Annotated in this window: 9 protein-coding genes; 4 read left to right on the top strand and 5 right to left on the bottom strand. The window is 74.9% G+C overall.

Going from position 1 to position 12,027, the window contains the following annotated elements:
• On the bottom strand, positions 1 to 1,493 hold a 1,493-nt coding region (locus tag VFO68_RS06345), incomplete at its 3' end, for an AMP-binding protein (protein WP_414635467.1).
• Positions 1,494 to 1,583: 90 nt separating this feature from the next.
• Between VFO68_RS06345 and VFO68_RS06350 the strand changes: the two genes are divergently transcribed.
• From VFO68_RS06350 to VFO68_RS06360, 3 genes are all read left to right on the top strand, one after another.
• On the top strand, positions 1,584 to 4,499 hold the full coding sequence (locus VFO68_RS06350) for a type I polyketide synthase (protein WP_325157218.1): 2,916 nt from the start codon (positions 1,584 to 1,586) through the stop codon (positions 4,497 to 4,499).
• A 75-nt stretch (positions 4,500 to 4,574) separates the two neighbouring features.
• The gene (locus VFO68_RS06355) at positions 4,575 to 6,476 is read left to right on the top strand and encodes a non-ribosomal peptide synthetase (RefSeq protein WP_325157219.1); all 1,902 of its coding nucleotides are present in this window, start codon (positions 4,575 to 4,577) and stop codon (positions 6,474 to 6,476) included.
• Positions 6,476 to 7,204 carry a thioesterase II family protein gene (locus VFO68_RS06360; RefSeq protein ID WP_325157220.1) on the top strand — a complete coding sequence of 243 codons (729 nt, stop codon included), beginning with the start codon at positions 6,476 to 6,478 and terminating at the stop codon, positions 7,202 to 7,204. Before VFO68_RS06355 ends, VFO68_RS06360 begins: the two co-directional genes overlap by 1 nt.
• Positions 7,205 to 7,209: 5 nt before the next feature.
• Here the strand turns inward: VFO68_RS06360 and VFO68_RS06365 are convergent, their stop codons facing one another.
• Together VFO68_RS06365 and VFO68_RS06370 are read right to left on the bottom strand one after the other, a co-directional pair.
• Positions 7,210 to 7,599, bottom strand: coding sequence for a RidA family protein (locus tag VFO68_RS06365; protein ID WP_325157221.1), 390 nt, complete (start codon positions 7,597 to 7,599; stop codon positions 7,210 to 7,212).
• 21 nt (positions 7,600 to 7,620) lie between these two features.
• Positions 7,621 to 8,109, bottom strand: coding sequence for a GNAT family N-acetyltransferase (locus VFO68_RS06370; RefSeq protein WP_325157222.1), 489 nt, complete (start codon positions 8,107 to 8,109; stop codon positions 7,621 to 7,623).
• Positions 8,110 to 8,156: 47 nt separating this feature from the next.
• Between VFO68_RS06370 and VFO68_RS06375 the strand changes: the two genes are divergently transcribed.
• On the top strand, positions 8,157 to 9,152 hold the full coding sequence (locus VFO68_RS06375) for an alpha/beta hydrolase (protein WP_325157223.1): 996 nt from the start codon (positions 8,157 to 8,159) through the stop codon (positions 9,150 to 9,152).
• Here the strand turns inward: VFO68_RS06375 and VFO68_RS06380 are convergent.
• Positions 9,096 to 11,036, bottom strand: coding sequence for a prolyl oligopeptidase family serine peptidase (locus VFO68_RS06380; protein WP_325157224.1), 1,941 nt, complete (start codon positions 11,034 to 11,036; stop codon positions 9,096 to 9,098). The two genes, VFO68_RS06375 and VFO68_RS06380, sit on opposite strands and share 57 nt — an antisense overlap.
• An 11-nt stretch (positions 11,037 to 11,047) precedes the next feature.
• Positions 11,048 to 12,019: an enolase C-terminal domain-like protein gene (locus VFO68_RS06385; protein ID WP_325157225.1), complete on the bottom strand. Its 972-nt coding sequence runs from the start codon at positions 12,017 to 12,019 to the stop codon at positions 11,048 to 11,050.
• Positions 12,020 to 12,027 lie beyond the last annotated feature (8 nt).

The following is a 12,027-nucleotide window of genomic DNA, read 5'->3' on the forward strand; positions in this document are numbered from 1 at the left end:
GGTGGGGTTGGGTGGGCCAGGGCGAGGAGGGCCGGCTCGTTGAGTTTGCCGCGGTCGGTGACCGGGAAGGCCGGGATGCCGACGACGGCGGCCGGGCGGTGGTGTGGGAGCAGCGACTTGGCCAGGCGGTCGGGCGCGCCGGCGGGGGCGGCTGGCACGCAGAATGCGACCAGCTCGTCGGTGAGCCCGGCGGGGTCGCGTCGGGACAGCACTCGGCAGTCGGCCACCTCCGGCAGCAGCCGGCGAATCTGTGCCTCCACCTCGGCCGGTTCCACCCGGTGGCCGCGAACCTTGACCTGCCGGTCGGCCCGGCCCCGGAACCGGAGCAACCCGTCGGCGCCCCAGACTCCGATGTCGCCGGTCCGGTAGACCCGCACGGGGGCCCCGTCCAACAACACCGTGCCGAAGCGTTCGGCGGTGCGCTCCGGGTCGCCGAGGTAGCCGATGGCCAGGCCGGAGCCGGCCAGGCAGATCTCGCCCGGCTCGCCCACCGCGCACATCCGGTCGCCGGCCAGCACCAGCACCCGCGTCCCGGGCACCGGCCGGCCGAGCGGGATGCCGTCCGGCCGGGCGCAGTCGGCCGCGGTGATCCGGTGGGTGGTGGCGAACACCGTGCTCTCCACCGGCCCGTAGCCGTTGAGCAGCACGATCGTGGGATGCCGGCGCAGGAACCGGGCGACGTGGTCCGGACAGAGGCGCTCGCCGCCGATCATGACCTGGCGCAGCCCGGTGAACGCGTCCGGATCCTCGTCCACGGCCAGGTTGAACAGGCTGCTGGTGAGCCACGCGGTGTCCACGCCGTGCCGGGCCACCCCGTCGCGAAGGGCGTGCGCCGACAGGTACGGCTCGGTCACCAGCACCGACGTCCCACCGCCGAGCAGCACCGACCACAGCTCCAGGGCGAAGGCGTCCCACGGCCCGGGTGCGGCCAGCGGCATCACGCTGGTGGCGGTGAACCGGGCGAAGCCGTGTGGCCCGAACAGCCGCGCGATCGCCCGGTGCGGGGTCAGCACGGCCTTGGGCGTGCCGGTGGTGCCGGAGGTGAGGAAGACGCAGCACGGGTCGGCCGCGCGCACGGTCGCCGGGGTGAACCCGCGGGACGGCGGGAACGGACCCACGGGCCGGTCCACCACGACCGGCGGGGCCAGGACCGAGAGCAGGTCGTCGATCCGCTCCGCCGGCCAGTCCGGGTCGAGCAGCGCGTACGCCGCGCCGGTCTTGAGCACCGCGAGCAGCGCGGTGACCAGTTCGGTGCACCTGGGCAGCAGGATCGGCACCACCCGGCCGGGACCAGCGCCTGCGGCGGTGAGCCGGGCGGCCCAGGCGTCGGCGGCGCGGTCCAGTTCGGCGTAGGTCACGGTGCGCGAGCCGGAGACGAGCGCCGCAGCGCCGGGCCGGCGCCGGGCCAGCCGGGCGAGCGTCTCGTGCAGGCCTTCGTCGGGGCCGCAGTCCGGGCCCCCGACCGTCCAGCTCCGATCTGGCTGCACCCTCATCAGCTCCTTCGCATGAATGGAGGTAGACCCGAATTGCCAATCGAAGACAACGTATTGCCTCGAACTTGACTATTGGGGCACTGTGGGTTCATGGCCCGCGACCGATCACTCGACATCGCCGTGACCGGGATCTCCGCCCGGTTGCCCGGACCCGCGCAGCCCGACAAGTGGTGGACGGCGCTGACCGAAGGCCGGGTGCTGACCACCCGGTACGAGCGAGCGGACCTGCTCGCCGCCGGCGCGCCCGCCGCCCTGGTCGACGACCCCGACTACGTCCCGGTCCGGGGTCACCTGCCGGACGCCGACCGGTTCGACAACACGCTGTTCCGGGTCAGCCCGCGCGAGGCGGAGATGATGGACCCGCAGCACCGGCTGATGCTGGAGACCGCGTGGGCGGCGCTGGAGGACGCCGGCACCGGCCCGTTCGACCGGGCGCCGACCACCGCGGTGTACGCCTCGGCCAGCGGCAGCGGCTACCTGCGCGCCATGGTCGCGGGCGGCCGGCTCGACCCGCTGACCCTGGAGGACGCGCTGCACGGCACCGAGCCGGACTTCATGGCCAGCCTGATCTCCTACAAGCTCGGCCTGACCGGGCCGGCCGTCGCCGTGCAGACCGCCTGCTCCTCCTCGCTGGTCGCGGTGCACATGGCCATCCAGGCGCTGCTGTCCGGCGACTGCGACCAGGCCCTGGTGGTGGCCGCCGGGATCGGCTTCCCGCAGGCCGGACACCTGCACGTGCGCGGCGGCATCCTGTCCGCGACCGGGGTGTGCCGGCCGTTCGACGAGAGCGCCGACGGCGTGGTGGTCGGCTCCGGCGTGGCCGCCGTGGTGCTGCGCCGGTTACCCGACGCGCTGACCGGGGGCCCGCAGCCGTACGGCGTCATCCTGGGCACCGCGATCAACAACGACGGCAGCGCCAAGGCCGGCTACTACGCCCCGTCGGTCGGCGGTCAGGAGGCGGTGATCCGGGCGGCGCTGCGGGCGGCCGACGTGGACGCCCGGTCCGTCGGCTACCTCGAGGCGCACGCCACCGGCACCCGGCTGGGCGACCCGATCGAATGGGCCGCGGCCACCGCCGCGTACGGCGGGATGGGCGCCCGCGCCGGGCAGATCGCGGTCGGCGCGGTCAAGGCCAACATCGGCCACCTGGACAACGCCGCGGGCCTCGCCGGGCTGATCAAGGCGCTGCGCGTGGTCTGCGCGGGCGTGCTGCCCCCGGTCGCCGGGTTCAGCCGGATCAACCCGATGCTCGACACCGAGGGCTCCCCGCTCTACATCCCGACAACGGCCGGGCCGTGGACCGGACCGGGGCCGAGGCGGGCCGCGATCAGCTCGTTCGGCATCGGCGGCACCAACGCGCACGTGCTCGTCGAGCAGGCGCCGCGGCGCGAGCCGGTCCGCCGGACCGGCCGGCGCAGCCGGCTGGTGCTGCTGTCGGCCGCCGGGGCGGAGGCGGTGCGCAGGCGCGGGCACGACCTGGCCGGGCATCTGGCCGAGCACCGGCCCGACCTCGCCGACGTGAGCTTCACGCTGTGCGCCGGGCGGGCGCCGCTGCCCGAGCGGCTGGCCGTCGCCGGCCGGGACGCCGACGAGGTGGCCCACCGGCTGGCCGCCGGTGCCGGTGTGGTGCGCGGCCGCTGCCCGGCGCAGCGTCCCGCGCCGGTCGTGTTCCTGTTCCCCGGCCAGGGCGCCCAGTACCCGGGCATGGCCGCGCCGTTCGCCGAGGCGCTGCCGGGGTTCGCGGCCGCGCTGGACCGCTGCCTGGCGGCGTTCGACCCGGAGTTGGCGGCGCGGCTGCGCACCGCGCTGTACGACCCGGCCGCCGGCCTGGACACCACCGAGTTGGCCCAGCCGGCCCTGTTCGCCGTCGAGTACGCGGCGCAGCAGGCGCTGGCCGAGCTGGGCATCGCGCCGGTCGCCGTGCTCGGGCACAGCCTGGGGGAGATCACCGCGGCGTGCGTGGCCGGGGTCTTCGACCTGCCGGACGCGGCGCGGTTCGTGGCCGCCCGGGGCCGGGCCATGCAGGCCTGCCCGGACGGGGCGATGCTCGCGGTCGGCGCAGGCGCGGACCGGGTGGCCGAGCTGATCGCCGGTCAGCCGCTGGAGCTGGCCGCGATCAACGGGCCGGACAGCTGCGTGGTGGCGGGGCCGGTGCCGGCGGTGACCGCGTTCGCCGAGCGGCTCGGGGAGGCGACGTTCACCCGCCGGCTGCGCACGACCCGGGCGTTCCACTCGGCGCTGATCGAGCCGGCGGTCCCGGTGCTGGCCGCCGAGCTGGCCGGGATGGGCCTGCACCGCCCGGTGCTGCCGTTCGCGTCGAACCTGACCGGTCGCCTCGTGCCGCCGGAAGCCGCGCTGGAGCCGAACCTGTTCGTCGACTCGGCCCGCCGGCCGGTGCGCTTCGCCGATGCGCTGGGCGCCGTGGCGCGGCGGTTCCCCGGGGCGCTGATGCTGGAGGTGGGTCCCGGGCGGGCGCTGTCGGCGCTGGCCGAGGCGGTGCTGCTGCCCGCGGTCGCGCTGTGCCCGGCGCGGTTCGGGTCGGGCCCGGACGAGGTGCTCACGGCGCTCGGCGCGCTCTGGACCCAGGGCCAGCCGGTCGACGTGGCGGCCCTGTGCGCCGAGGGCGAGCGGATCCACCTGCCGACCTACCCGTTCGCCGGGCCCAGGTGGATCGCGCCGGAGGCGCTGTCCCGGCAGTTGAGCGTGGCGGCGCCGGCGCCGTGCGTGCCGGCGGCCGAGCCGGAACCGAACCCGGACCCGGCGGCGCTGCTGGCCGGACTGTGGGCGGAACTGCTCGGGCACGCCGAGCTGACCGGCGACTCCGACTTCTTCGAGCTGGGCGGGGACTCGCTGCTGATCACCCGGCTGGCCCGCCGGGTCAACCAGGAGCTGGGCATTCAGGTCCCGCTGCGGGCCATGCTCGCCGGGCGCACGCTCGGCCGGCAGACCGCGATCATTTCCGATCTCGTCGAGCGCGCCGCGGCTCCGTTCCGCGCCGCCGGCTGAAGGCAAACTCCATTGCCAATATTGCCAGCCTATTTAGGCTCGGGAAAACCTTCGAAGATCAGCGGAGGAGCCTTGATGACTGCTCAGGAACGCGACCAGCTCGACGAGGTGTTGGCCTTCGGCCGTGGCGGGCCGCTGCCGGATCTCGGGCAGCCGCCGGTGCACGACCTGGTGGCCGGGTTCGCCCGGGTGATCCCGGGGCACACGGCGGTGCACAGCGGCGAGCGCGCGATCGGTTACGGCGCGCTGGACGAGTGGGCCGGGCGGATCGCGGCGCGGCTGGCCGCGGCCGGCGTCGGTCGCGGCGACCGGGTGGGCCTGCTGGCCGAACCGTCGATCGCCATGGTCGCCTCGGCCCTGGGCATCCTGCGCTCCGGCGCCGCCTACGTCCCGATCGACCCGGCCGCGCCCGCGGCCCGGGTCGCCGACGTGCTGTCCGACGCCCAGGTGGTGGCCGCCGTGGTCACCGGCGCGGGCGGCGCCCGGCTGGCCGGGTTCGGGCTGCCGCTGGTCTGGGCGGAGGACTCGGCGGGCGGGTCCGGCCGGATCCTGCCGCCGGTCCCGATCACCGCCGAGGACGCCGCCTACCTGATCTACACCTCGGGCAGCACGGGCGAGCCGAAGGGCGTGGTGGTCGAGCACGGTCAACTGGCCGCGTCCACCCTGGCCCGGCGCATCGTCTACCCGGGCGCGCCGGTGTTCCTGCTGGTCTCCCCGCTGGCCTTCGACTCCTCGGTGGCCGGGCTGTGGGGCACGCTGACCGCGGGCGGCCGGCTGGTCGTGGCGACCGCCGAGGAGGTGCGCGACCCCGAGCGGCTGGTGGAGCTGATCGAGCGGCACCGGGTGACCCAGTTGCTCTGCGTGCCGTCGCTCTACCGGGTGCTGCTCGACGCCGCGGAACGTGTTGGGGTGCAACGGTTACGCTCGCTGGACATCGTGATCGTGGCCGGCGAGCCGTTGCCCCGGCAGGTGGTCGACCGGCACTTCGCGGTGCATCCCGAACCGGTCTGCCTGGTCAACGAGTACGGCCCGACCGAGACGACGGTCTGGGCCAGCTACCACCGGTTCGACCGGCCCGGCCCGGTGTCCATCGGTGTCCCGCCGCCGGGCACGCGACTCTACGTGCTGGACGAGAACCTGCGCCCGGTGCCGCCCGGCGTCCAGGGCGAGCTCTTCGTCGGCGGCGCCTGGGTGTCCCGCGGGTACTTCGGCCGGCCGGAGGCCACCGCGCGGGTGTTCCTGGACGACCCGTTCGCGGGCTCGGCCGGCGCGCGCATGTACCGCACCGGCGACCTGGTGCGCTGGAACCCCGATGGCACGCTCGACTTCCTGGGCCGGCGGGACCATCAGGTCAAGATCCGGGGGCACCGGATCGAGTTGGAGGCGGTCGAGGCGGCGCTGCGCGAGGTGCCGGGAGTCCGGGACGCGGTGGTGGTCGCGGACACCGCGCGGACCCGGCTGACCGGCTTCGTGCTCGCCGAGCCGGGCACCGACGCGGCGGCCGCCCGCGCCGCGCTGGCCGAGCGGTTGCCCGCCCCGGCGCTGCCGGCGATCCGGATCCTGGACGGCTTTCCCCTCACGGCCAACGGAAAGGTGGACCGTGGTGCGCTGCGGGCGGCCGCCGAGCAGCAGCCGGAGCCCGTCGCGCCGGAACCGGTCGCGGAGACCCCGGACAGCACCACGGCCCGGGTCGCCGCCGCGTGGGCGGACGTGCTCAAGCTGAACGACGTTCCCATCGACGCCAACTTCTTCGACCTCGGCGGCCACTCGCTGACCATGTTCCGGTTGCAGGACGCCCTGGAACGCCACACCGGAACCCGGCCGCCGGTGATCGCGTTGTTCCGGCACACCACGGTTTCCGCGCAGGCGGTGCTGATCCGCGAGGGCGTGCCGGCCGACACCGGCGCCGAGGCGCGCACGGCGGCCGCGGCCCGGCGCGCCGAGGCGGCGGCGCTGCGCAGGCGGCGGGTGGCGTGATGGACCCGGTCTGGTTGTCCTGTCCCGTTCCGCAGACCCGGCCGCGGCGCCGGCTGGTGTGCTTCCCGCACGCCGGCGGCTCGGCGGCGTTCTTTCGCGCCTGGGGCGCCGAACTCGCCGACATCGAGGTGCACGCGGTGCGCTATCCCGGACGGGGCGAGCGGATCGACGAGCCGCCGGCCACCGACCTGTGCCGGCTCGGCGCCGCGATCGCCGACGCGCTGCTGCCGCTTTCCGATGTGCCGCTGGCATTGTTCGGGCACAGCATGGGTGCGGTGGTGGCGCTGGAGACCGCCCGGTCGCTGCGGGCGCGCGGGGTGGCCGTCGCGCACCTGTTCGCGTCGGGCTCGCGGGCGGGGCAGCCGCCGGCCGACGCCGGGCCACCCGACACCGAGGACGACGCCGAGTCGGTGGCTCGGCTGATCATGCTCGGCGGCACCGACCCGGAACTGGCCGCCGACCCGGACTTCCAGGCGTTGGTGCTGCCCTACATCCGGGCGGACAGCGCGATGTTCCACGCCTATCGACCGGACCGGGCGGTGCCGCTGGACTGTCCGGTGACGACCATCGTGGGCGACGCCGACCCGGACGCGGACCTGCGGCCCTGGCCGGCGCTGACCGCGGCCGTGTACACCGAGCACGAGGTGCCGGGCGACCACTTCTACCTGGTGGAGCGGCCGCCGTTCGCGCTGCTCCGGGTGCAGCTCGCGGCGCCGATGGTGCGATGAACCGCTCACGCCACGATGGCCAGCGCGTCGATCTCCATCAGCAGGTCCGGCCGGAACAGCGCGACCACCGCGACCACCGTGCTCGCCGGCGGCCGGGTGGTGTCGACGAACTCGTCACGGACCGACAGAACCGTTGGCACGTGGGCGATGTCGGTCAGGTAGTAGGTGAGCTTGACGACGTCGCCGAAGCCCGCCCCGGCCGCGGCCAGGCAGCGGCGCATGTTCTCGAAGACCTGCCGGGCCTGCGCGGCCGGGTCGCCGGCGCCGACCAGCCGGCCGTCCGCGTCGAAGGCCATCTGCCCGGACACGGCGAGCAGCCGGCCCGGACCGGTCACCACGTGGGTGTAGCCGTCGCTGGGAAAGACGCCGTCCGGGGCCGAAATGTGGGTGTTCATCGCCACATTCTGGCCGTGGCCTCAAAACTCGCAGTACATAACCAACAGATCGACCCGGCCCAGCGTCGGGTGCTCGAAGGCGCCGGGAACCCTTCCCACGACCCGGAACCCGAGTCGCTCGTAGACCCGCACGGCGGACTCGTTCGACGCGGCGACGGCGTTGAACTGCATGCCGGCGTAGCCGCGCTCCCGGGCCCAGTCCAACACGTGCCGGCACAGCGCGGTGCCCACGCCCGTGCCGCGCGCGTCGGCGGACACCATGAAGCTCGCGGTCGAGACGTGCGAGCCCGGCCCGGGCCGGTTGGTCTGCATCTGCGCGGTGCCGACGATCCGGTCCGCGTCGTCGAGCGCCACCACGGTGCGCCCGGGCGGCGTGAGCACCCAGACGGCGTGCGCCTGTTCGGAGTTCATGTCCGGGTCGTAGGTGAAGGTGTCCCTGGCTTGAATCACGTCCCGGACGATCGGCCACACCTGGGCCCAGTCCGACTCGACGAACTCCCGAATCCGCATCGCCCCACGCTAGCGCCGGCGCGCGCACCGTCCCGGAAGGACACCCCATGATCCCGCCGTTTGACCCCGAACTGGCCGGACCGCTGCGCACGATCCTGCGCGACCTGCCGATGCCGCTGACCGCCGCGCTCATCGCCCAGCGCCGGGCCGCCACGGCCGCGAACAGCCTGTCGGACGAGGAGATCCGGCGCGGCGGGGCGTTCGAGGTGACCGAACGCCTGGTTCCGGGTCCGGCCGGTGCGCCCGACGTTCCGGTGCTGATCTGCCGGCCGGCGGCCGTCCCCGGCCCGCATCCGGTGATCTACAACACGCACGGCGGCGGCATGGTGGCCGGCAACACCCGCACCCGGGAGTTGATCGGCGAGCTCGACCGGGCCCAGGAACTGGGTCTGGCGGTGGTGGCGGTGGACTACCGGCTGGCGCCGGAGCATCCGGACCCGGCGCCGGTACTGGACTGCTACGCCGGGCTGACCTGGCTCGCCGCCAACGCCGCCGGACTCGGCCTGGACCCGGGCCGGATCATCGTGAGCGGCAACAGCGCGGGCGGCGCGCTGGCCGCCGCGCTGGCCCTGCTGGCCCGGGACCGCCGCGGGCCGCGGCTGCTGGGGCAGTTGCTGCAGTTCCCGATGCTCGACGACCGGTGCGACTCGCCGTCCGGGACCACGCTGGACGGCGTGGGGCTGTGGGACCGCACCTCCAACCTCACCGGCTGGACCGCGCTGCTGGGCGAGCGGCGCGGAACCGGCGCCGTCTCCTGCTACGCGGCGCCGGCCCGGGCGAGCGACCTGTCCGGTCTGCCCCCGGCCTTCCTGGAGGTGGGTTCGGTGGAGGCGTTGCGGGACGAGGGAGTCGACTACGCCTCGCGGATCTGGCTGGCCGGCGGGGAATGCGAGCTGCACGTGTGGTCCGGCGCGTTCCACAGCTTCGACGAGTGGGTGCCGGACGCGGTGATCTCGCGGGCGGCGCACCAGGCGCGGATCGCCTGGCTACGCCGCCTGCTGGCGCGTGAAAACCGAGGTGTAGAGGGCCAGTTCGGCGCGTAGGCACTCGATGATCGTCTCCGCCTTGCGGAAACCGTGCTGCTCGCCGGCGAAGGCCAGGTAGGTGTGCGGCACGTCCCGGTCGCGCAACGCCGACAGCAGCAGTTGGGCCTGGGCCGGCGGGCAGATCTCGTCCTCGAGTCCTTGCAGCAGCACGAAGGGCGTCCGGATCCGGTGCGCGTGCGCGAGCGGCGAGACGTGCTGGTACCGGGCCCGGGCCGCCGGCCACGGCCCGATCAGGCTGTCCAGGTAGCGGGACTCGAAGTCGTGCGTGCCCCGGATGCGCCACCGCACCGGATCCAGCACCGGGTAGTAGATCGCGGCCGCCCGGTACAGCTCCGGGTGCGCGGCGAGGGAGGCCGCCGAGGTCCAGCCGCCCGCGCTGCCGCCCCGGATCCCGATCCGGTCCGGGTCCGCCACCCCGCGCGCGGCCAGCGCCCGCGCCGCCGTGGCACAGTCGCGCACGTCCACCACACCCCAGTTGCCGCGCAACCGGTCCCGGTAGTCCCGGCCGTATCCGGTGGAGCCGCCGTACTGCACGTCCACCACCCCGATGCCCCGGCTGGTGAAGAAGGCGATCTCCAGGTTGGCCACCTGCTGGCTGCGGCTGGTCGGCCCGCCGTGCACGTGCACCAGGAACGGCGGCAGCTCGCCCGGCGGCGCGGTGAAGTCCGGGTTGTGCGGCGGGTAGACGAACGCGTGCACGGTTTCCCCGGCCGGGCCGGTAAAACTCGCCGGGCCGCCGGACGGAAGGTAGGCGGCGTGGGCCAGTTCGGCCGGCCGCAGCACCTCGATCCCGGAGTGGTCCGGGTCGGCGAGCACCACGGTGCGCCGATGCCGCGGACCGGCGGCGGTGGCCGCGACCCGCCGGCCGTCGGTGGCCAGCGCGGCCCATTCCGTGTACGGATCGCCGATGTCACGCAGCGAGCCGTCCTTCTCCAGCACCGCGAGCCGGCGCGCACCGGTGCCGTGCACGACGAACAGCCGCCCGTCGCCGGCCGGCAGGAACCAGCGCGCGCCGATTCGCCACAGTGCCTCGCCGAACTCCTCGGCGCGCGGGCACAGGTTGCGTTCCCGGCCGTTCAGGCCGATCTCGTGGATGTTCCACCAGCCGTCCGGGTCGCTGAGCACGTAGAGCGTGTCGGCCCGGTCCGGCGCCCATTCGACCTGCCCGACCGCCAGGCCGGGGCCGCCGGTGACCCGCCGGGCGGATCCGAGGGTGCCGTCGGCCAGCACCGGCGCGCACATCAGTTCCGTGCCGTCCCACGGCATCCCCGGGTGGTCCCAGCCGATCCAGGCGACCCGGCCGCCGTCCGGGGCGAGCCGGGGTCCGGTCATGAAGTGGTGGCTGTGCGCGAGCACCCGCACCGCGCCCGTTGCCCGCGCCGCCCGCCCGTCCAGCGGCAGCGCGACCAGGTCGCGGTGCACGTCGTCCGGGTCCGGCCCGGTGATCGACTCGCGCAGGCACCACACCTCGGCGCCGACGACGGTGAAGTCGGCGTACCGGGCGCCTGCGGGCAGTTCCGGGCGCGGGCTGATCGGCGTCGGCGCCTGGTCCGGCCGGGCCAGGTAGACCCGTTGGTCGTCCCAGTTGGTGAACACGAACCCGTCGGCCGGGCCGGAACCCAGTGCCAGCCAGGGCCGCCCGCCGTACTCGATCACCCGGGTGCGCACGTTCCACTCCGGACCCAGCACGTCGGCGAGCGTGCCGTCGGTCCGGCGCCGCACCAGCGCGCCGCGACCGCCCTGCGCCGGGCGGCTCTCCACCCACCACACCTCGTCGCCGACGAACCCGACGTACTCGATCAGCGCCTCGCCGGCCGCCACGTCGGCGGCGGTGATCGGCGAGGCCCAACGGCCGTAGGGCGCGCTGCGCGGTCGGTCCATGATGCCGCCCTCTAGAAGGTGATGGTGGGGATGCCGGGCCTGCTGCTGTCCAGCCGGTAGGCCGGCACGGCCGGATGGTCCGGGCTGACCCAGAAGTGCCCGTCGAGGTCGGTCCAGTCGGCCCGGCCGGACAGCTGTGCCGCATAGGCGATGGCCCGGGGCGGTTCCAGGTAGCAGCCGAGCATCCGGGTGGCGCCGCGCGCGGTGAGATGGTCCAGCGCCCGGCGGGCCGGCAGCAGCCCGCCGAGCTTCATCACCTTCACGTTGGCGCCGCCGGCGGTCTCGGCGGCCCGCTCGACGTCGGCCTGGCTGCCGATGCCCTCGTCCAGCACCATCGCGGTGGCCGGCAGCGCGGCCCGGATTCCGCGCAGCAGAGCCGGATCGGCCACCGGGTCCTCCAGCACGGCGGGGGCGACGGCGATCACGAGCGGGCGCAGGGCGAGCCAGTCGGCGCGGGTCCAGCCACGGTTGACGTCCAAGATCACCGGACCGCGCACCCCGACCAGGTCGCGCAGCACGGCCGCGTCGTCCGGGCCGCCGAGCTTGACCTTCACCGGCCCGGCGGCGGGCAACGGCGCGCCGATCGGCACCGTGGTGACCAGGCCGACGATGCCGGGCTCGGGCAGCCCGAGCAGCCGCCACACCGGCAGCCCACGCAGCCGCGCGGCCCGGTCCAGGAACGCCATCTCGACCAGCATCCGGGCCGGGGCGGACACCGCCGCCGTGCGCAGCCGGGCGTCCAGCCGGCCCGGGTCGGTGCTGTCCGGGTCGGCGGCCAGCGTTTCGGCCAGACCGTTGGCTTGCGCGGCGATGGCCGGACCGTCCTGGTCGTAGCCGGCGTCGGCGGAGATCTCGCCAGCGCCCACCACGGAGTCTCTTGTGGACAGTTCGAGGGTGACCAGATCCACGGCGCTGGTGGTCATATGGGACACCGGGAACGGGCGGACCAGTGGTCGCGTGTGGACGGTGGTGACGACGCGCACGGGACCTC

The organism is Actinophytocola sp. (assembly GCF_035712165.1).
Lineage (GTDB): Bacteria > Actinomycetota > Actinomycetes > Mycobacteriales > Pseudonocardiaceae > DASYTH01.